General features: G+C 68.4%; 17 protein-coding genes. 10 read left to right on the top strand and 7 right to left on the bottom strand.

All coding sequences use genetic code 11. The features are described 5' to 3' along the window. Window positions 1–302 precede the first annotated feature (302 nt). The 3 genes from C8P69_RS15360 (at window position 303) to C8P69_RS15350 (ending at window position 4,313) form a co-directional block, all read left to right on the top strand. Window positions 303–1,925 (top strand): acyl-CoA synthetase, encoded by a 1,623-nt coding sequence (locus C8P69_RS15360; RefSeq protein ID WP_108178305.1) that lies wholly within the window; start codon window positions 303–305, stop codon window positions 1,923–1,925. A gap of 96 nt (window positions 1,926–2,021) precedes the next feature. Further along, the gene (locus C8P69_RS15355) at window positions 2,022–3,671 is read left to right on the top strand and encodes an FAD-binding dehydrogenase (protein ID WP_108178304.1); all 1,650 of its coding nucleotides are present in this window, start codon (window positions 2,022–2,024) and stop codon (window positions 3,669–3,671) included. Between the two features lie 15 nt (window positions 3,672–3,686). After that, window positions 3,687–4,313: a LysE family translocator gene (locus tag C8P69_RS15350; RefSeq protein WP_108178303.1), complete on the top strand. Its 627-nt coding sequence runs from the start codon at window positions 3,687–3,689 to the stop codon at window positions 4,311–4,313. A 57-nt stretch (window positions 4,314–4,370) separates the two neighbouring features. On the opposite strand, the gene C8P69_RS15345 is transcribed toward C8P69_RS15350, so the two are convergent. Next, complete coding sequence (locus tag C8P69_RS15345) at window positions 4,371–6,077, bottom strand: methyl-accepting chemotaxis protein (protein WP_170118262.1); 1,707 nt, start codon at window positions 6,075–6,077, stop codon at window positions 4,371–4,373. 316 nt (window positions 6,078–6,393) lie between these two features. Between C8P69_RS15345 and C8P69_RS15340 the strand changes: the two genes are divergently transcribed. The 3 genes from C8P69_RS15340 to C8P69_RS15330 all read left to right on the top strand — a co-directional run bounded on the left by C8P69_RS15340 (window position 6,394) and on the right by C8P69_RS15330 (window position 9,823). Continuing rightward, entirely contained in the window at window positions 6,394–8,298 is a 1,905-nt protein-coding gene (locus C8P69_RS15340) for a propionyl-CoA synthetase (protein ID WP_108178301.1), read from the top strand. Window positions 8,299–8,368: 70 nt separating this feature from the next. Then, window positions 8,369–9,013, top strand: coding sequence for a hypothetical protein (locus C8P69_RS15335; RefSeq protein ID WP_108178300.1), 645 nt, complete (start codon window positions 8,369–8,371; stop codon window positions 9,011–9,013). Between the two features lie 93 nt (window positions 9,014–9,106). Then, window positions 9,107–9,823, top strand: a complete 717-nt coding sequence (locus C8P69_RS15330) for a flavin reductase family protein (protein WP_108178299.1) — start codon at window positions 9,107–9,109, stop codon at window positions 9,821–9,823. Here C8P69_RS15330 and cysK read toward each other — a convergent pair. After that, window positions 9,790–10,767 carry a cysteine synthase A gene (gene cysK / locus C8P69_RS15325; RefSeq protein WP_108178298.1) on the bottom strand — a complete coding sequence of 326 codons (978 nt, stop codon included), beginning with the start codon at window positions 10,765–10,767 and terminating at the stop codon, window positions 9,790–9,792. The genes C8P69_RS15330 and cysK overlap by 34 nt on opposite strands. A gap of 244 nt (window positions 10,768–11,011) precedes the next feature. Between cysK and C8P69_RS15320 the strand changes: the two genes are divergently transcribed. Further along, window positions 11,012–11,494, top strand: a complete 483-nt coding sequence (locus C8P69_RS15320; protein WP_108178297.1) for a cupin domain-containing protein — start codon at window positions 11,012–11,014, stop codon at window positions 11,492–11,494. 6 nt (window positions 11,495–11,500) lie between these two features. On the opposite strand, the gene C8P69_RS15315 is transcribed toward C8P69_RS15320, so the two are convergent. Together C8P69_RS15315 and ctrA are read right to left on the bottom strand one after the other, a co-directional pair. Further along, a complete protein-coding gene (locus tag C8P69_RS15315) occupies window positions 11,501–11,902 on the bottom strand; it encodes a PaaI family thioesterase (protein WP_108178296.1) in 402 nt (133 codons plus the stop codon). Window positions 11,903–12,335: 433 nt separating this feature from the next. Continuing rightward, window positions 12,336–13,037: a response regulator transcription factor CtrA gene (gene ctrA / locus C8P69_RS15310; protein WP_108178383.1), complete on the bottom strand. Its 702-nt coding sequence runs from the start codon at window positions 13,035–13,037 to the stop codon at window positions 12,336–12,338. Between the two features lie 714 nt (window positions 13,038–13,751). Here ctrA and fliI point away from each other — a divergent pair. After that, on the top strand, window positions 13,752–15,074 hold the full coding sequence (gene fliI, locus C8P69_RS15305) for a flagellar protein export ATPase FliI (protein WP_108178295.1): 1,323 nt from the start codon (window positions 13,752–13,754) through the stop codon (window positions 15,072–15,074). A 193-nt stretch (window positions 15,075–15,267) separates the two neighbouring features. Then, entirely contained in the window at window positions 15,268–15,687 is a 420-nt protein-coding gene (gene fliJ, locus C8P69_RS15300; protein ID WP_108178294.1) for a flagellar export protein FliJ, read from the top strand. Between the two features lie 61 nt (window positions 15,688–15,748). Here fliJ and C8P69_RS15295 read toward each other — a convergent pair whose 3' ends face one another. Together C8P69_RS15295 and C8P69_RS24465 are read right to left on the bottom strand one after the other, a co-directional pair. Continuing rightward, window positions 15,749–16,597 carry a metallophosphoesterase family protein gene (locus C8P69_RS15295; protein WP_108178293.1) on the bottom strand — a complete coding sequence of 283 codons (849 nt, stop codon included), beginning with the start codon at window positions 16,595–16,597 and terminating at the stop codon, window positions 15,749–15,751. A gap of 63 nt (window positions 16,598–16,660) precedes the next feature. Next, window positions 16,661–16,783 carry a hypothetical protein gene (locus tag C8P69_RS24465; protein ID WP_273511567.1) on the bottom strand — a complete coding sequence of 41 codons (123 nt, stop codon included), beginning with the start codon at window positions 16,781–16,783 and terminating at the stop codon, window positions 16,661–16,663. A gap of 176 nt (window positions 16,784–16,959) precedes the next feature. Here C8P69_RS24465 and C8P69_RS15290 point away from each other — a divergent pair, with 176 nt between their 5' ends. Continuing rightward, window positions 16,960–17,436 carry an NUDIX domain-containing protein gene (locus C8P69_RS15290; RefSeq protein WP_342750203.1) on the top strand — a complete coding sequence of 159 codons (477 nt, stop codon included), beginning with the start codon at window positions 16,960–16,962 and terminating at the stop codon, window positions 17,434–17,436. Here C8P69_RS15290 and C8P69_RS15285 read toward each other — a convergent pair. Continuing rightward, window positions 17,427–18,683: an MFS transporter gene (locus C8P69_RS15285; protein ID WP_108178382.1), complete on the bottom strand. Its 1,257-nt coding sequence runs from the start codon at window positions 18,681–18,683 to the stop codon at window positions 17,427–17,429. The genes C8P69_RS15290 and C8P69_RS15285 overlap by 10 nt on opposite strands. Window positions 18,684–18,807: the final 124 nt, after the last annotated feature.

The raw sequence follows: 18,807 nt of genomic DNA, 5'->3' as shown, positions 1-18,807 counted from the left end.
TCTTTCGCCGCGACCACACCCGAACGATGGGGCTAGGGATACGGGGGCGAGGGTTAATTGCAACCTGCAAAGCCGTGAGTCCCCGGCTCCTGACGCGGCAAGGAAGCACTGTTCGGCAGGGCTGTGTCGGGGCGGTCACACGTCCCCTAAGGGAATGCGGTATCATGATGCATCCCCTTGAAATTGCGGCGGAAAAACGGCGACTCGGATGTCGGCACCAGGCTACCGCGGAAGCGCCGTTGAACCGGTGGGAGGTGGCGCGTAGGGTCGGTCCCGGAAACGCCCGAGATGAGACGCCGCCGATGAGCGCCTACGATACCGACCTCGACAAGAACCCGGCCAACTACCAGCCGCTGACCCCGCTCACCTTCCTCGAACGGTCGGCCCGGGTCTTCCCCGACCACACCGCCGTGGTGCACGGCCGCATCCGCCGCAGCTACCGCGAGCTCTACGCGCGGACCCGCCGCCTCGCCTCGGCGCTGGCCAAGGCCGGCATCGGCAAGAACGACACGGTGGCGGTGATCTGCGCCAATACGCCGGCCATGCTGGAGGCCCATTACGGCGTGCCGATGTGCGGCGCGGTTCTCAACACGCTCAACACCCGGCTCGACGCCCCGATCATTGCCTTCTCGCTGGACCATGGCGAGGCCAAGGCCTTCATCGTCGACCGCGAGTTCTCGAAACTGGCGAAGGAAGCCCTCGCGCTCGCCAAGGTGAAGCCGCTCGTCATCGACTATGACGACCCGGAATATGACGGTCCCGGCGAGCGCATCGGCACGGTGGAGTACGAGGACTTCATCGCCGGCGGCGATCCCGCCTATGCCTGGCAGCGGCCGGGCGACGAGTGGGACGCCATCGCGCTCAACTATACGTCCGGCACGACGGGCAACCCCAAGGGCGTCGTCTATCACCACCGCGGCGCCTATCTCCTCGCGCTGGGCAATGTCGTGACCTGCGGCATGACCAAGCACCCCGTCTATCTTTGGACCCTGCCGATGTTCCACTGCAACGGCTGGTGCTTCCCCTGGTCGATCTCGGCCGTGGCGGGCACCCATGTCTGCCTGCGCTGGGTGCGGGCCAAGGCCATGTACGACGCCATCGCCGATCATGGCGTGACGCATCTGTGCGGCGCGCCCATCGTCATGAGCCTTCTGCTCAATGCGCCGGCGGCCGAGAAGCGCGAGATCGGGCGCACCGTGTCGTTCTTCACGGCGGCAGCCCCGCCTCCCGAGGCCGTGCTGGCGGCGATGAAGGCCGCAGGCTTCGACGTCACCCATCTCTACGGGCTCACCGAGACCTACGGGCCCTCCGTCATCAACGACTGGAACCGCGACTGGGATGCGCTGTCGAGTGCCGACTATGCCGCTAAGAAGGCACGCCAGGGCGTGCCCTATGTGGTGCTCGAGGGCATGACGGTGATGAACCCGGAGACCATGGAGCCGGTGCCGGCCGACGGCGTCACCCTCGGCGAGGTGATGATGCGCGGCAATGTCGTGATGAAGGGCTACCTGAAGAACCGCAAGGCCACCGACGAGGCCTTTGCCGGCGGCTGGTTCCATTCCGGTGATCTCGGCGTGCTCTATCCCGACGGCTATATCCAGCTGAAGGACCGCTCCAAGGACATCATCATCTCCGGCGGCGAGAACATCTCCTCCATCGAGGTGGAGGACGTGCTGTTCAAGCATCCCGCCGTGCAGGCGGCGGCGGTGGTGGCCAAGCCCGACGAGAAATGGGGCGAGACGCCTTGCGCCTTCATCGAGCTGAAGCCCGGCATGACGGCGACGGCTGAGGAGATCGTCGCCTGGTGCCGGCAGAACCTCGCGGCCTTCAAGGTCCCGAAGACGGTGGTGTTCACGGAACTGCCGAAGACCAGCACCGGCAAGGTGCAGAAGTTCGTGCTCAGGGAGATGGCGAAGTCCGCCTGACCCGCGTCGGGCCGGCTTGCATCATCCGCCGGAGCCGCGCAGGCTCAGGGGTACGGGAGCGCCCGGAACAAGGGCGCCGCGCAACGGGGAAGTCGCATGGATGCCGATGTCATCGTCGTGGGGGCGGGCCTCGCCGGCCTCGTCGCGACCGCCGAACTTGCCGATGCCGGCAAGCGGGTGATCCTCCTCGATCAGGAGGGCGAGCAGAACATCGGCGGGCAGGCCTTCTGGTCTTTCGGCGGCCTGTTCTTCGTCGACAGCCCCGAGCAGCGGCGCATGGGCATCCGCGACTCCCTCGATCTCGCGATGCAGGACTGGCTGGGTTCCGCCGGCTTCGACCGCCCCGAGGATGACTGGGGGCGGCGCTGGGCCGAGGCCTATGTGCATTTCGCCCATGGCGAGAAGCGCGCTTGGCTGCATGGGCAGGGCGTGCGCTGGTTCCCGCTGGTCGGCTGGGCCGAGCGGGGCGGGGGCCTCGCCACGGGTCACGGCAATTCGGTGCCGCGCTTCCACGTCACCTGGGGCACCGGCCCCGGCGTCATCGCGCCCTTCGAGCGGCGCGTACGGGAGGCCGCGGGGCGTGGGCTTGTCGACCTGCGCTTCCGCCACCGCGTCAGCGGCTTCACCCGGTCCGGCGGCGTGGTCGACGGGGTCGAGGGCGAGGTGCTGGAGGCGACCCATGTTGCGCGGGGCGCCGAGAGCTCCCGCAATCCCGTCGGGGCCTTCGCGCTGAAGGCGCAGGCGATCCTCGTCACCTCCGGCGGCATCGGCGGCAATTTCGACCTCGTCCGCAAGAACTGGCCGGCTAGGCTCGGCACATTGCCGGATTTCCTCGTCTCGGGCGTGCCCGCCCATGTCGACGGGCGGATGCAGCTGATCACCGAGGATGCGGGTGGGCGCATCGTGAACCGCGACCGCATGTGGCACTATGTCGAGGGCATCCGGAACCACGATCCGATCTGGCCGCATCACGGCATCCGCATCCTGCCCGGGCCCTCCTCGGTCTGGCTGGACGCGACCGGCAAGCGCCTGCCGGCGCCGAACTTCCCCGGCTTCGATACGCTGTCGAGCCTCGAGCACATCGTGAAATCCGGCCACGGCTATTCGTGGTTCGTGCTCTCCCGCGCCATCATCAAGAAGGAGTTCGCGCTCTCCGGCTCCGAGCAGAACCCCGACCTCACCAACAAGTCGATCGCCGGCGTCCTGTCGCGCCTCGGCAAGGGCCTGCCCCCGCCGGTCCAGGCCTTCATGGACAAGGGCGCGGACTTCATCGTCGACACCGACATCCGCTCGCTCGGGCATCGCATGAACGCGCTGGTCGGCACCGACCTCATCGACCCGCAAGCGCTGGCGGCGGAGATCACCGCGCGCGACCGCGAGATCGACAACCCCTTCGCCAAGGACATGCAGATCCTCGCCATCCGGGGCATGCGCGCCTATCGCGGCGACCGGCTGATGCGCACGGCCCCGCCGCACAAGATCCTCGACCCGAAGAACGGCCCGCTCATCGCCGTGAAGCTCAACATCCTCACCCGCAAGACGCTGGGCGGTCTGCAGACCGACCTCGATGGCCGCGTGCTGACCGAGGCCGGTACGCCGCTTGGCAATGTCTATGCGGCGGGCGAGGTGGCCGGCTTCGGCGGCGGCGGCCTGCACGGCTACCGGGCGCTGGAGGGCACCTTCCTCGGCGGCTGCCTGTTCTCCGGCCGCACGGCGGGCCGGGCCATGGCCAAGGCGGTGGGGTAGGGGTCAGGAACTCCCATGTTCGGCATCCACGATCTTTGGCTCTTCGTCCTCGCTGGCCTGCTGCTCAACATCACGCCCGGCCCGGACATGGCGCTGGTCATGGCCCGGTCGATGCGCGATGGCGCCCGCGCCGGAGCCGTGGCGGCGCTGGGCGTCGGCGCAGGGGCTTTCGTGCATATCGCCGCGGCGGCGATCGGCCTGTCGCTGATCATCGCCCAGTCGGCGCTCGCCTTTGCCATCGTGAAGTGGCTCGGCGTCGCTTACCTGGTCGTCACCGGCCTGCGCCTCCTCCTCGCGCGGCCGTCGCTGGCGGAAGCCGCCGCGGCCGCGCCGCCTGCGTCCCTTGGCGCCGTGTTCGCGCAAGGGTTCCTCACCAATGCGCTGAACCCCAAGGTGGCGCTGTTCTTCCTTGCCTTCCTGCCGCAGTTCATCGACCCCGCCGCCTCCGACAAGGCGCTGGCCTTCGTCGTCCTCGGCCTCGTCTTCAACGTCAACGGCACGCTGGTGAACCTCGCCGTCGCTTTGGCTGCGGCAAGGCTCGCCGCCCTGTCGTCCTTCGCCGTGATCCGCAGCCGCCTGGACAAGGTGCTGGGCGCGCTCTTCGTCGGCCTCGGCGCGAGGCTCGCTTTCACCAACCCCTGAAACGCGAAAGGCCCTCCCGGGGGGAGGGCCTTTGCCGATCGGTGATGGGGAGAGGCGTCAGGCGGCGCGGATCGTCGCCAGGAACTTCGTCATCTCGCTGCTGAGGGCGCCGGCCTGGGCGGCGAGCGTGTCGGCCGAGGCGAGAACCTGCGTCGCCGCCGCGCCCGTCTCCGTCACCGCATGCGAGACGCCGACGATGTTGGTGGAAACCTCGCCGGTGCCAAGCGAAGCCTGCTGGACGTTGCGGGCGATCTCCTGGGTGGCGGCGTTCTGCTCCTCCACGGCGCTGGCGATGCTCGCGGCCACCGCGCTGATGTCGCGGATGGCGGCGGCAATGCCGTTCATGCTCTCGGCGGACTGGCCGGTCGCCTGCTGGATGCCGCCGATCTGGGCGGCGATCTCGGTGGTCGCCTTGGCGGTCTGGTCCGCGAGGCTCTTCACCTCGGCCGCAACGACCGCGAAGCCCTTGCCGGCCTCGCCGGCTCGGGCCGCTTCGATCGTGGCGTTGAGGGCGAGCAGGTTGGTCTGCGAGGCGATCGAGTTGATGAGCTCGACGATCTCGCCGATCTTCTGCGCCTTACCGGCGAGCTCCTGGATCGTCGCGGCGGAGGCGTCGGCCTTGGCCACGGCCTGGTTCGCCATCACGGCCGACTGCTCGACGCGGCTGCCGATCTCGCGGACCGAGGCGGAGAGCTCCTCGGTGGCCGAGGCGACCGTCTGGACATTGGTCGAGGCCTCCTCGGAGGCGGCGGCCACCGCGCCGGCCTGGCCCGAGGCTTCCTCGGCGGCGCTGGAGAGCGTCTGCGCGGCGCCCTTCAGCTGCGAGGCGGCCGAGGAGACGTGGGTGACGATGCCGCCGACGGCGCGGTCGAAATCATCGGCCATGCGCCGCATCAGGGCCTTCTGCTCCTGCTCGGAGCGGGCCTTGGCGGCCTCCTGCTCGGCGCGCAACTGCTGGGCCTCGATGCCGTTCGCCTTGAAGGTCTCGGCGGCGCGGGCGATCTCACCCACCTCGTCGCGGCGGTCGGCGCCCGGCACCGCCACGTCGAAGCGGCCGGCGGCGAGATCCATGAGGCAGCCGGTGAGATGGCGGATCGGCGTGGCGATCCCGAAGCGGCCAATGAGCACGCCGAGGCCGATGCTGACAATGAGCGCGACGACGACGAAGGCCATCATCAGCGTCTGCTGCGAGGCAGCCTCCGCATAGGCGGTGTTGAAGCCGTCCGTGGAGCGCTGCTGCTGTAATTGGGTCAGGTCGCGGAAGGCCATGCGCGCCGCCATGTAGAAGCTGCGGGAGGCGAGGCTGCTCTTCGCCAGCTGGTCCTGCTGCTCGATGGTCGCGGTGTCCTGGACCTGGGCGGCGATGCGCATCGTCTCCTGGGCGAGCGGCAGGTAGGCGCGGTAGGCGGCCTCGGCCTTCTGGACGGCGGCAACGACGAGCGGGTTCTGCGCCTGGCGCAGCGACTGCAGCCGGCTCTCGACCGCCTGCATGTCCTCGCGCATCTGCTGCAGCGCGCTGTCGATGGTCGCCTTGGTGGAATCCGTCGCCATCAGGAACTCGGCGCGGGAGAGGGCGGCAAGGCCGCGATTGGCGACGACCGCGTCGAAGGCGCGGGTGCTGATGGTCGCCGCAACCTGCACCTCGGCGGTGAGACGCTGGAGGGCGAGGTAGCCAGTGACGCCGATCGCCAGGGCGATGACGTTCATGATCATCACCAGACCGATGATCTTTGTCGAAATGCTGATGCGCCCAAGCACTGACATGCGTTGCTCCACTGCGGATGTCTGGGCCAATTTGTCGCAGTTTCGGGTTAAAATGAGTTGAATTTGTCGCAGTGCAGCACGTGGCGGATGCAGGGCAGCCTTGGGGAAATGCCTTGACCTTACGGCACTCGAATACCGCTTTGGAGCTGTTGAGGCGGCGCTTCGCGGTGCAACTAAAGTTTCCCCGTGGGCAGGCCGATCGGGCGAGGCGGTGCCTGTTGCGCTGGCGCGCGTCCCGGGGACAATGCCGCCCATCGAAACCGGTGCGCGACGAAGCGCACGGGATGAGGGCGTTCACGCGCCCCGGGGGGTCGTCATGGGTGGTCAGTCCTCGCGCTACAGCGACGTCTATGCCGCGTGGAAGGCGGATCCGGCCGGGTTCTGGGCCGAACAGGCCAAGGCCATCGACTGGGTGACGCCGCCGACCATCACCTTTGATCCTGAGGCGGGCGTCTATGGGCGGTGGTTCACCGACGGGGTCTGCAACACCTGTCACAACGCCGTGGACCGCCACGCGGCCACGCGGCCGGACCAGGCCGCCATCATCTACGACTCGCCGGTCACCGGCACGGTCCAGCGCATCACCTTCGCCGAACTGAAGGACGAGGTCGCGACCTTCGCCGCCGTCCTGCAGGACCTCGGCGTCACCAAGGGCGACCGCGTCATCGTCTACATGCCGATGGTGCCGGAGGCGGCCATCGCCATGCTGGCCTGCGCCCGCATCGGCGCGATCCATTCGGTGGTCTTCGGCGGCTTCGCCGCGAAGGAGCTCGCCACCCGCATCGACGACTGCCACCCCAAGGTCATCGTCTCGGCCTCCTGCGGCATCGAGGGGGCGAAGGTCATCCCGTACAAGCCGCTGCTCGACGGGGCCATCGACCTCGCCATGGCGAAGCCCGAGGCCTGCGTGATCCTCCAGCGCACCCAGGTCGAGGCCTCGCTGGTGCCGGGCCGCGACCATGACTGGGCCGGCCTCGTCGCCCGCGCCCGCGCCGCGGGCCGGCAGCCGGACTGCGTGCCGCTTGCCGCGACCGATCCGCTCTACGTGCTCTACACCTCCGGCACGACCGGCAAGCCCAAGGGCGTGGTGCGCGACAATGGCGGCCACATGGTCGCGCTGGCCTGGTCGATGACCAACCTCTACGGCGTGAAGCCCGGCGAGGTGTTCTGGGCGGCCTCCGATGTCGGCTGGGTGGTCGGCCATTCCTACATCGTCTATGCGCCGCTTCTCGCCGGCATCACCTCCATCCTCTACGAGGGCAAGCCGGTCGGCACGCCCGATCCCGGCGCCTATTGGCGCGTGATCGCCCAGCACGGCGTTGCGGCGCTGTTCACCGCGCCCACCGCCTTCCGCGCCATCAAGAAGGAGGATCCGGAGGCGAAGCACCTTGCCCGATACCAGCTGCCGAGCTTCCGCACCCTGTTCCTCGCCGGCGAGCGGGCCGATCCCGACACCGTGCTCTGGGCGGAGAAGATCCTCGGCGTGCCGGTGATCGACCACTGGTGGCAGACCGAGACCGGCTGGTGCATCGTCGGCAATCCGGTCGGGCTCGGCCAGCTGCCGGTGAAGCCCGGCTCGCCGACCGTGCCGATGCCCGGCTACGACGTGCGCATCGTCGACGAGGCCGGCCACGAGGTGCCGGCCAAGGCCATGGGCTCGATCGTCGTGAAGATGCCGCTGCCGCCGGGCTCGCTGCCGACGCTGTGGCAGCAGGACGAGCGCTTCCACGAGAGCTATCTCTCGCAGTTCCCGGGCTATTACTCGACCTCGGATGCCGGTTTCGTCGACGAGGACGGCTACCTCTACATCATGGGTCGCACCGACGACATCATCAACGTCGCGGGTCACCGGCTCTCGACGGGCGGCATGGAGGAGGTCCTCTCCTCCCACCCGGACGTCGCTGAATGCGCCGTCATCGGCATGGCCGACAGCCTGAAGGGCGAGGTTCCATGCGGCTTCGTCGTGCTCAAGGCCGGCGTCAACAAGCGGCCGGAAGAGGTGGAGAAGGAGCTGGTGGCGCTGGTGCGCGACAAGATCGGGCCGGTTGCCGCCTTCAAGCTCGCCATCACGGTCTCGCGCCTTCCCAAGACGCGGTCGGGGAAGATCCTGCGCGGCACGATGAAGAAGATCGCCGACGGCGCAGAGTGGTCCATGCCGGCCACGATCGACGATCCCGCCATCCTCGCGGAGATCGAGGAGGTGCTGAAGGACCGCCGCTGAGCCCTTGGCCCGGCACGTGACAAACCGCGTGCACTGCGGCAGGCTGCGCCAGCCGCAGGGAGGCAAGTGCATGGAACGGGCGAAAACGACGGCGTGGCAGGCCCTTGTCCTGCTGGTATCAGTCGTCGCGGCAGGACCTGGGGCCTCCGCCCAGAGCGGCCAGTCCGCCATTCCCTCGTCCGGCAGCGCCGCCTATGACCGGCTCGACCTGACGACCCCCGAGGCGGCGCTGCGCCAGTTCCTCGGCGCCTATCGGCGCGGCGACTATGTCACCGCCTTCTGGATCCTCGCCCCGGCGAGCCAGCAAGCCTTCCAGGCCCATCTGATGCGCTTCGACCTGTCGAAGATCGCGCGCGTCTCGGTGACCGGCGCCATGACCCATGCGCCGGAGATGATCCCGCCGGTCAACCGGCTGGAGCAGACCGATCCGAGCTTCAGCTTCGCCTATGCGATGCAGGTGGCCCGCCGGCTCGACATCATGCCGCTCAACCTCGCGGGCATGCCGGAGGACATGAGCCCGGCCGTCGTGCCGCGGCTCGGCACGCGCGTGCAACTCGCCGACGGGCAGGTGGAGATCGCCATGCCGCTGCAGGCCTATCGCGCGCCGGTCGTCTTCCGGATGGTGCGCAGCCCGCAGGGCCGCTGGCGGGTGCAGCAGGTGCTGCCACCCGGCGGCCACGTGGAGTCGCTACCCTTCGGCCTGCCTACGGATTGAGCCGCTCGCCGCCTGAGAAATCGGGTGGATGAAACGGGTGTCGCATCGTGCCCGCGCGGGGTTTCCTGCTGCTGACCAGCACGGAGACCCGTCATGACCCTGACCACACATCGGCCGATCGAACCAGCCATTCTCTATCTTGGCACCCCGGTCGTGCTGGTCACCAGCCTCAACCCGGATGGTAGCGCCAATGTCGCTCCGATGTCCTCTGCCTGGTGGCTCGGCTGGACCTGCCTGCTCGGTTTCGATGCAACCTCGCAGACGCCGCAGAACCTCATTCGCACCGGCCAATGTGTGCTGAACTTGCCGGGACCCGAATGTGTCGGCGCTGTCGACAGGCTCGCCTGCCTGTCGGCCTCCGATCCCCTCCCGCGCCATAAACAGATGCTCGGCTACCGGTCCGAGGCGGACAAGTTCGCTGCGGCGGGGTTGACCGCCGTTCCATCGGAAAGCGTCGCCCCGCCGCGGATCGCTGAATGTGCGATCCAGCTTGAGGCGGTCGTGGAGGAGCATCGCACCATCGGGAGCAATGACCCGCGACTGCTCGTCCCCTCGGTTGCGGTGGAAGTGCGGATCGTCCGCGCCCATGCGGCGGAGGCGATCCTGTCGGCGGAGTTCGAGAACCGGATCGACGCGGCTCGCTGGCGCCCGCTCATCATGACGCTGCGCCAGTTCTTCTCGACCGGCGAGCCGATCCACGGCTCCCGCCTCGCCGTCGTACCGGAGGAGGCCTATACCGGGCGGACGCCCCGGCGCCGGGCGCCGGGGTCCTTGGCTCAGAGCCCGTCGAACAGCGCCGTGGAGAGGTAGCGCTCGGCGAAGCTCGGGATGATGACCACGATGGTCTTGCCGGCATTTTCCGGACGCTGTCCCAGCGTGATCGCCGCCTTCACCGCCGCACCGGCGGAGATGCCTGTGGGCACGCCCTCGAGGCGGGCGAGCTCGCGGGCCTGGGCGAAGGCCTCGTCGTTGGAGACCTGGACCACCTCGTCGATGACGCCGCGGTCGAGGATGTCCGGCACGAAGCCGGCGCCGATGCCCTGGATCTTGTGCGGGCCGGGATTGCCGCCCGAGAGGACGGGGGAATCCGTCGGCTCGACCGCCACGACCTTCACCGTCGGTTTGCGCGCCTTGAGCACCTGGCCGACGCCGGTGATGGTGCCGCCGGTGCCGACGCCCGAGACGAAGATGTCGACGCCGCCCTGGGTGTCGTTCCAGATCTCCTCCGCGGTGGTGTGGCGGTGGATCTCCGGGTTCGCCGGGTTCTTGAACTGCTGCGGGATGATGGCATTGGGGTTCGCCGCGGCCAGTTCCTCGGCCTTGGCGACGGCGCCCTTCATGCCCTTCGGGCCTTCGGTGAGCACCAGCTCGGCGCCGAGCAGGGCGAGCATCTTGCGGCGCTCCACCGACATGGTCTCGGGCATGACGAGGACGAGGCGGATGCCGCGGGCGGCGGCAACGAAGGCCAGCGCGATACCGGTATTGCCGGAGGTCGGCTCGATCAGAACCGTGTCCTTTGTGATCTTCCCCGCCGCTTCCAGCGCGTCGATCATGGCGACGCCGATGCGGTCCTTGACGCTGGCGATGGGGTTGAAGAACTCAAGCTTGGCGAGGATCGTCGCCTTGACGCCATGGGTCTCGGCCAGGCGGTCGAGCCGCACCAGGGGCGTGTCGCCGATGGTCTCGGTGATGGAATTGTAGATGCGGCCGCGGCCGGGCTTGCGGGTCTTCTCGGGCGAGACGTGAGCGGTCATGGATGCCTCCCTGTATGGGCCCAATCTAACGATGCGTGGAAGGAAATTCTACGAATGGTGACGATGGGCCAAAAATAAGAACGATCGTTCTTGAGATCGGGTCCGGTGGGGAACGGGCTTGTTTTCAAACCGGCAGGGCGAGGCAGCCTCTCCCCCTGGCGGGGCTGGCTTGCGGCGGCGGGGATCGACCGCTGCGATGCATGGCGCGAAGCTTGGTCGGCATCGCTACGGGGAGAGGAATGCCATGAGCCAGCAGCCGATCCGGGCCAACGCCGTCCGCGCCGCCGATGTTCCGCCGCGCACCAAGCCGTCCAACTATCCCGAGCCGTTCTTCTCGCGCATGGCGGGGCGCACCAAGCGCCCGCTCGGCGACCTGTTCGGGCTCACCAATTTCGGCGTGAACCTGACGACGCTCGCCCCCGGGGCCATGTCGGCGCTGCTGCACCGGCACACGACGCAGGACGAGTTCGTCTATGTGCTGGAGGGCGAGCTGGTGCTGGTGACGGATGAGGGCGAGACGCCGCTGAAGCCGGGAGACTGCGCCGGCTTTGCCAAGGCGGGCATCGCCCATCAGCTGGTGAACCGGTCGGATGCACCGGCCACCTATCTGGAGATCGGCGATCGCACCCCCGGCGACAGCGCCAGCTATCCGCAGGACGATCTCGTGGCGGTCCTGCAACCCGGCGGGACCTGGGCCTTCACCCACAAGGACGGCACGCCCTACTGAGCCGCCTCAGAGGATCATCTGCGTCTGGGTGACGAGGGCGACCGGCTTGCCGTCGCCCCGGTTGATCCGTGTCTGCCAGACCTGGGTGCGGGCGCCGCGATGGACCGGCGTCGCGGTGGCGGTGAGCGTGTCGCCGACCGGACCGGCGGCGAGGAAGTTGGTCTTGCTCTCGATGGTCGTCGTGCCCTTGGCGCCGGGCGGCAGGTTCAGGAAGGTCGCGGCCGCTCCCACCGTGTCGGTCAAGGCCATGAGCGCACCGCCATGGACGATGGAGCCTGCGGTGCAGAGGTCCTCGCGTACGACGAGGGTCGCGACCACCTCGTCTGCCGACGCCGCGGTGAAGGTCACGCCCATGAGGGTTGCGAAGGGCAGGGGATGGGCGGCGAGGCGGTCGAGGGCGTCGGACATGGGCAGCCTCCTCAAGGGGAGGGAGCCTGGCGCCCGGGCGTCCGTGGGTCAATGACGTTGGAGGTTATCGGGCGTTGATTGGCTCGGCCCCTCACCCTTCCCTCTCCCCGCATGCGGGGAGAGGGGGCAACAGCGTCTCGCCTTCGTCTGGACCGTTGTGCTTGGCACAGCGATGTCGAAGGAGGCCTCGCCATCCTGGTCCCCCTCTCCCCGCATGCGGGGAGAGGGAAGGGTGAGGGGCTTCGCGTCCACGCCGTCCTGCAGGGGCGTGCTGCTTCTCCGGACAACAAAAAGCCCCGCGCGGTTTCCCGGCGGGGCCCTCGTCGCCTGGCGGCATTCCATCCGTGCGCGCCAGACTGATGCGAACTCTTCTCTCAGGCCGGGATGACGGCCTTGTGACGCGGTTGCGGCGGAATTGTTGCCGCCGGCCGCGTCAGGCGGGGATGCGCTCTTCGGCTTCGTTGGGCTCGCGCAGCACGTAGCCGCGGCCCCAGACGGTCTCGATATAGTTGCGGCCCTCGGAGGCGTTGGCGAGCTTCTTGCGGAGCTTGCAGATGAAGACGTCGATGATCTTCAGCTCCGGCTCGTCCATGCCGCCATAGAGGTGGTTGAGGAACATTTCCTTGGTGAGCGTCGTGCCCTTGCGCAGCGAGAGGAGCTCCAGCATCTGGTACTCCTTGCCGGTCAGGTGCACCCGCTGGCCGCCGACCTCGACCGTCTTCTGGTCCAGGTTCACGACGAGGTCGCCGGTGGTGATGACCGACTGGGCGTGACCCTTCGAGCGGCGCACGATGGCGTGGATGCGGGCGACCAGCTCGTCCTTGTGGAAGGGCTTGGTCAGGTAGTCGTCGGCGCCGAAGCCGAGGCCGCGCACCTTGTCCTCGATGCCGGCAAGGCCGGAGAGGATCAGGATCGGCGTCTTGACCTTGGCAACCCGAAGCGACTTCAGCACTTCGTAGCCCGACATGTCGGGCAGGTTGAGGTCAAGAAGAATGATGTCGTAATCGTAGAGCTTGCCGAGGTCGATGCCTTCCTCGCCCAGATCCGTCGTGTAGACGTTGAAGCTCTCGGACTTGAGCATCAGCTCGATGCTCTTCGCGGTAGCGCTATCGTCTTCGATCAACAGAACGCGCATGCCCATCCCCTTCCGCTGACCCAGAACCGGCTATCCCGCCCGACAGGACGAAACAGACGCTCGGCAAAGCGGTCCCGTGCCTCCGCCGCCGCGCGAAAGCTGCCTGGGACCCGTCCCCGTTCACTGATTCGACGCTACGCCCTAATGGTTAACAAACTGTGATTCGCGGGGGCAAGAGTCAGCGCGAAATAATTTCGCGACTCACTCCAACCTCCTGCGGAATCGACCATTTTGGCCGTCTCGCAGAGTCCGGTTCCTGCCATACCGCGACCAGGGGCCCGCAGTGGGTCGTTAAAGACGAACCCCCGGCGGTCGCGGCGCCATTAATCGGCTGTCAGGGATCATTAACGCGCCGGGTTAAGGAAGGGTTACCCTGCGGGGCGCAATTCGGGCGGCATCTGCCTTTACTTGGGCCGAAGCGCGGTGCGGAGCGTTAAACTTCGCTCTGAAATGGCCCGTCGCGGCGGCAACGGAGCCGTTATCGGTCGCTCGCCGGGGAAGGGGTGGGCGCATCCGATGGGCAGGTTCTACCGGGCTCATGGTTAACGGGCGGTAAACGTTGCCAGGTGATCGTTGCGAATTGCGCGGGTTCCGGTCATCGGCGGCGATCGTCCCGGCAAAATCTGCCGGCCGGCGTTAAGAAGCGCCCCTCCGTTAACCCTTCATTGACCATGCGGGCGAGAATGTGGGCCGTCATTGACGGATCCTTTGCCCATGCGCGCACTCGCCGACCAGATTTCCGACATCGATTCCATGTCGATCTACGGCCGGGTCTCGGGCGTGCGCGGCCTGATGATCGAGGCTGCGGGTCCCATCCACGCCATGAGCGTCGGCGCGCGGGTCACGGTGGAGACCGGCGCGCGGCCGATCCCTTGCGAGGTCGTGGGCTTTGCCGGCGACCAGGCGCTGCTCATGCCCTTCGCCGGGCTTGAGGGTGTCCGGCGCGGCTGCAAGGCGCTGGTCTCGCTGGCGCCGGCGGCGGTGCGCCCCAGCGCCGGCTGGCTCGGGCGGGTGGTGAATGCGCTCGGCGAGCCGATCGACGGCAAGGGCCCACTGCCGCAGGGCGGCGATCCCATGCCCTTCCGCGCCGATCCGCCCGCCGCCCACACGCGCCGCCGCGTCGGCGCGCCGCTCGATCTCGGCGTGCGCACGCTGAACACCTTCCTCACCTGCTGCCGCGGCCAGCGCATGGGCATCTTCGCCGGCTCCGGCGTCGGCAAGTCGGTGCTGCTGTCGATGATTGCCCGGAACGTCGAGGCGGATGTTTCGGTGATCGGGCTGATCGGCGAGCGCGGCCGCGAGGTGCAGGAGTTCCTGCAGGAGGATCTCGGCGAGGAGGGCCTCGCCCGCTCGGTGGTCGTGGTGGCGACCTCCGACGAGCCGGCGCTGATGCGCAAGCAGGCGGCCTATCTCACCCTCTCCATCGCCGAGTATTTCCGCGACCTCGACCAGCAGGTCATGCTGATGATGGACTCGGTGACCCGCTTCGCCATGGCCCAGCGCGAGATCGGCCTCTCCGCCGGCGAGCCGCCGACCGCCAAGGGCTACACGCCGACCGTCTTCTCCGAACTGCCGCGGCTGCTAGAGCGCGCCGGTCCCGGCCCGCGCGAGGGCGCCATCACCGCCATCTTCACCGTGCTGGTCGATGGCGACGACCACAACGAGCCGGTCGCCGACGCGGTGCGCGGCATTCTCGACGGCCATATCGTCATGGAGCGCTCCATTGCTGAGCGCGGCCGCTACCCCGCCATCAACGTGCTGAAGAGCGTGTCGCGCACCATGCCGCGCTCGGCCGATCCGGAATACTGGCCGGTGATCCAGCGGGCGAAGCGGATTCTGGCGACCTATGCCGATATGGAGGAGCTGATCCGGCTCGGCGCCTATCGCCAGGGATCCTCTGCCGAGGTGGACGAGGCGATCCGCCTGCAGCCGGCGCTGGAGGCCTTCCTCGGTCAGCGCAAGGACGAGAACGTCAAGATCCGCGATGGCTATGCAGCACTCGCCCGCATCCTTGAGGAGGCCGGCGTTCCGGGCTGATTTCGCCAATGAATGCGGGAACTTATGAACGTCCGTTTACCACGAATCATCGTTTTCGGAAACGGATTCTCAACCTCGTGGGGCTAGCTTCATCCTTCATTAGGGGTAAGGCGTCCGCTCGTCGGGCGCTTCGGACGACCGGTCCGCGTGTGTGTGTGGACCGGAACCAGGGGACTTCTGGGAGTACGAGTCGATGAAGTCGCGAGAGACGTTGATCCGCCTGAAGCGCTTTCAGGTCGACGAGAAACGACGTCAGGTCACGCAGATCGAGATGATGATCGCCGAGTTCGAGCGCATGGCGACCGAGCTCGATCGCGAGATCCTGGCCGAGCAGAACCGGGCGAACGTGCACGATCCCGCCCATTACGCCTATCCGACCTATGCCAAGGCGGCGCGCCAGCGGCGCGACAACCTGATGGGCTCGGCCGGCGAGCTGAAGGGCCAGCTGGACGACGCCAAGGCGGCGCTGGCGGAGGCCTTCGAGGAGCTGAAGAAGGTCGAGATCCTCGACGAGCGCGAGAGCGCCCGCGATCGCGCCGCCGATGCGGCCCGCGAGCAGGCGGAGATGGACCGGATCGGCTTGTCGCGCCGCGGTGCCTATCTCGGCGCCTGAGCCGCTCCCCTCTGAACTTGCACGAAGGCGCGGCTCAGGCCGCGCCTTTGTCGTTTGGGGCTCAGGTGACCGGCCGGCGCTCGACCGCGACCTGCCAGGCGCCCGGCTCGCCGGTCACCGTGACGAGGTTCCAGGCCGCCCCCTCGTGGCGGCCGCCATGGGCAGCGGAGGCCGAGGGCACGCCGATGACCGGGATCAGCCCGGACGGGCCCTTGAGCTGCTTCAGCGTGCCCTTGTGGGTATGGCCATGGAGGATCGCCTCGCAGCCGACCTTGGCCAGCATGGCGGCGAGCTCGCGATGATCGCCGAGCCGCTTCTGCGGGCCGATGTCGAAGGGCGGGTGGTGGATGAGGACGAGGCGGGCGAGGCCCTGCTCGCCGAGCATCTGCAATTCATCGGCGAGGGCCGCGATCTGCCGGCTGCCGAGGAATCCGGTGGCGAGGAAGGGCGCCGTCGGCACGCTGCTGTTGACGCCGACGAGGGCCACCTGGCCGCGCACGCGGGTGAAGGGAAAGGCGTAGCCGCCCTCGTCCTCCGCAACGCCGTCGGAGAGGAACCAGGGGCGCCATTGCAGCACGATCTGCGGCACGGTCTGCCGCATATAGGCGTCGTGATTGCCGGGCACGAAGCTGACCCGCTCGGGCGGGCCAATGCGCCACAGCAGCGTGCGCGCCGCCTTGTATTCGTCGGGAAGGCCGAGATTGACGAGGTCGCCGGTCACCGCGACGTGGTCCACGTCGGCCTGGACGATATCGGCGATCAGCCGGTCCAGCACATCCATGCGGTGATGGTGCGCGCGCCCGCGGCGCCAGTTGAGGTAGCCCGTCAGGCGCTTGTTCATCAACTCGCGCCAGGTCGGCGCGGGCAGGGGACCGATATGCGGATCGGACAGGTGGGCGAGGCGGAACATGCCGCGCCTATGCGCGATGCCGTCCGGACTGTCCAGAGCGGCGGCCTGCGGCGGAACGCCGGATCAGGCGCGCGGCTGATAGATGCCGAGGGCAGCGGCGGTGGCGCCGTCGCGGATGTCGAGGGAGGGCTGCCACTGATAGGCCGGGCGGCGCTTCAGAAGCGACACGATGAAGGAGATGAACATGGTAAAAGCTCCGAAAATGGGCGCGATGCCTGTTTGTGCATCGCAACATGCTGTCGAAATAGGCCTTTTCCGTGACTGTTTGAAGAACTTGCCTTGCCGGGCCAGCCATGCATTTTTGATCGCCCGCGTTCATGGATCCTCAATCAGTCATCAGGGAAGCTGATGGAGTCACGCCCTTGATCCTGCTCAGTCCCGACCGGCGCTCCTGGCTGACCCCACTGCTCCATCTCTACTGGCGCTTCTCCCGCGGCATGACGCTGGGGGTGCGCGGCTGCGTCACCGACGCCGAAGGCCAGGTCCTGCTCATCCGCCACAGCTACACGCCCGGCTGGCACTTTCCCGGCGGCGGGGTGGAGGTCGGGCAGACCGCCATTGAGGCCCTCGCCATGGAGCTGCGCGAGGAGGCCAATGTCTTCGTCACCGGGGATCCCGTCTTTGCCGGCCTGTTCCTCAACCAGCGCACCTCGCGCCGGGACCATGTGGTGCTCTACCGGGTGGAGGCCTGGACGCAGCCCGCACCCTTCACGCCCACGCGGGAGATCCTCGAGGCGCGGTTCTTCCCCCGCGACGCGTTGCCCGAGGGCGTGACGCGCGGGACCCGCGAGCGCCTCGCCGAACTGTTCGAGGGGGCGCCGCGCAGCGCCTATTGGTGAGGCCTGCGGCCCACCAGCAGGGTGACGATGGCGGCGATGAAGACCGCCGCCGACAGCGCATGGACGGCCGGCGCATCGCCCGGTCCGGTGCCGGCGGGAAGCGCTTCCCGCAGCAATCCGAAGGCTGCCGGTGCGAAGGCGTAGAGCGCCTGTCCCAGCGCCACGGTCAGGGCGACCACCCGCGGCACGTCCGGGTTGGCGAACTCCGTCTGGGCGATGAGCGGCGGCAGATAGACGACATTGCCGATGCCGAGCCCGAACAGCGCGACGCCGGTCCAGATCAGCCAGGGCTCGCTGCCATGCGACAGAAGGAAGGCGCCGCAGCCCACCACCTGCACGGCATAGCTCGCTGCGGCGATCAGCCGGCGATCGGCCTCGCGCGGCATGACCGCGGCGAGCAGGCTGCGCCCGGTGACGGCGGCGAGGGTGGCGCAGGTCATGGCGATCCCGGCCTTCACCTCGCCGAGCGCCGGGACGATCAGGGAGAAGAGATGGGCGAGGAGCCCCGTCTGGGCGAAGAGGCCGAGGGCTGTGGCCCCCGCGAGGGTGCGGAAGCGGCGGTCGCGCCACAGGGCTTCGGCAGGCAGGGGCGCAGCGGCCCGCGCCGACGGGGGCGCGGGCAGGGCATCGGCGGCGTCGCCATCGGGCCGCTGGTCGAGCGAGGCCGGCGAATGGGCGAAGACGTGTCCTGCCAGGACCCAAAGGGTGGTGATGACCACGGCGGCGATGACCGTGGTCGCCAGGGGGAAGCCGAGCGCCTGGATCGACAGGACCCAGAGCGGTGACATGATAATGCCGCCAACGCTGGCGCCATTGTAGGCCATCGCCAGGGCGGAGGGGCGGCCGCGGACGAACCAGGGGGCGACAAGGGCGTTGACGGCGGCGGCGCCGAGCGTCGCCCAGCCGAGACCGCTGACGATGGCGGCGATGAAGAGCTGCCAGGGCGCGGCGGCAAGGCTCCAGCCGACGATGCCGAGGCCAAGGGCGAGGGCGCCGGCCCGCGTCACCCGCTTGAGGCCGAAGCGGGCGTGGAGGCGCGGCAGGTTGGCGACCGCCGCGGCGCCTGCGAGGTAATGCGCCGTAATCCCCGCGGCGATGAGTCCGAGCGGCCAGCCGCGCGTCTCGTGGATCACGTGGAGGAAGATCGGCGGGCCGTAGAAGCCGAGGCCCCAGCCGCAGATGGCCAGGGTGAAGGCGGCCCAGACCACCGTCCAGCCGAAGAAGCCGCCCGCCGCCATCCTGCTCATGCCCATCGTCTCCGTTGCGGATCAGACCATGGTCCGGGCGGGGACGAAATGGTTTGCCGCGAGCCGAAGGGTGGAGAACGGGCGGGGGCCGCCTGCGTTTCGGCCGGGATGACGGGCCGGAAAA

This window comes from Phreatobacter oligotrophus, from assembly GCF_003046185.1.
GTDB classification, from domain to species: domain Bacteria; phylum Pseudomonadota; class Alphaproteobacteria; order Rhizobiales; family Phreatobacteraceae; genus Phreatobacter; species Phreatobacter oligotrophus.
Note: the sequence above shows the minus strand (reverse complement) of the source record. Positions and strands in the feature narration are given on the sequence as shown.

Excerpts from the sequence above, each read along its gene's own strand:
- C8P69_RS15330 (WP_108178299.1), top strand. The coding sequence starts at position 9,107 with ATGACCCTGACCACACATCGGCCGATCGAACCAGCCATTCTCTATCTT.
- fliJ (WP_108178294.1), top strand. The coding sequence starts at position 15,268 with ATGAAGTCGCGAGAGACGTTGATCCGCCTGAAGCGCTTTCAGGTCGAC.
- cysK (WP_108178298.1), bottom strand. The coding sequence starts at position 10,767 with ATGACCGCTCACGTCTCGCCCGAGAAGACCCGCAAGCCCGGCCGCGGC.
- C8P69_RS15350 (WP_108178303.1), top strand. The coding sequence starts at position 3,687 with ATGTTCGGCATCCACGATCTTTGGCTCTTCGTCCTCGCTGGCCTGCTG.
- ctrA (WP_108178383.1), bottom strand. The coding sequence starts at position 13,037 with ATGCGCGTTCTGTTGATCGAAGACGATAGCGCTACCGCGAAGAGCATC.
- C8P69_RS15355 (WP_108178304.1), top strand. The coding sequence starts at position 2,022 with ATGGATGCCGATGTCATCGTCGTGGGGGCGGGCCTCGCCGGCCTCGTC.
- C8P69_RS15335 (WP_108178300.1), top strand. The coding sequence starts at position 8,369 with ATGGAACGGGCGAAAACGACGGCGTGGCAGGCCCTTGTCCTGCTGGTA.
- C8P69_RS15295 (WP_108178293.1), bottom strand. The coding sequence starts at position 16,597 with ATGTTCCGCCTCGCCCACCTGTCCGATCCGCATATCGGTCCCCTGCCC.
- C8P69_RS15360 (WP_108178305.1), top strand. The coding sequence starts at position 303 with ATGAGCGCCTACGATACCGACCTCGACAAGAACCCGGCCAACTACCAG.
- C8P69_RS15285 (WP_108178382.1), bottom strand. The coding sequence starts at position 18,683 with ATGAGCAGGATGGCGGCGGGCGGCTTCTTCGGCTGGACGGTGGTCTGG.
- C8P69_RS24465 (WP_273511567.1), bottom strand. The coding sequence starts at position 16,783 with ATGTTCATCTCCTTCATCGTGTCGCTTCTGAAGCGCCGCCCGGCCTAT.
- C8P69_RS15315 (WP_108178296.1), bottom strand. The coding sequence starts at position 11,902 with ATGTCCGACGCCCTCGACCGCCTCGCCGCCCATCCCCTGCCCTTCGCA.
- C8P69_RS15345 (WP_170118262.1), bottom strand. The coding sequence starts at position 6,077 with ATGTCAGTGCTTGGGCGCATCAGCATTTCGACAAAGATCATCGGTCTG.
- fliI (WP_108178295.1), top strand. The coding sequence starts at position 13,752 with ATGCGCGCACTCGCCGACCAGATTTCCGACATCGATTCCATGTCGATC.
- C8P69_RS15340 (WP_108178301.1), top strand. The coding sequence starts at position 6,394 with ATGGGTGGTCAGTCCTCGCGCTACAGCGACGTCTATGCCGCGTGGAAG.
- C8P69_RS15320 (WP_108178297.1), top strand. The coding sequence starts at position 11,012 with ATGAGCCAGCAGCCGATCCGGGCCAACGCCGTCCGCGCCGCCGATGTT.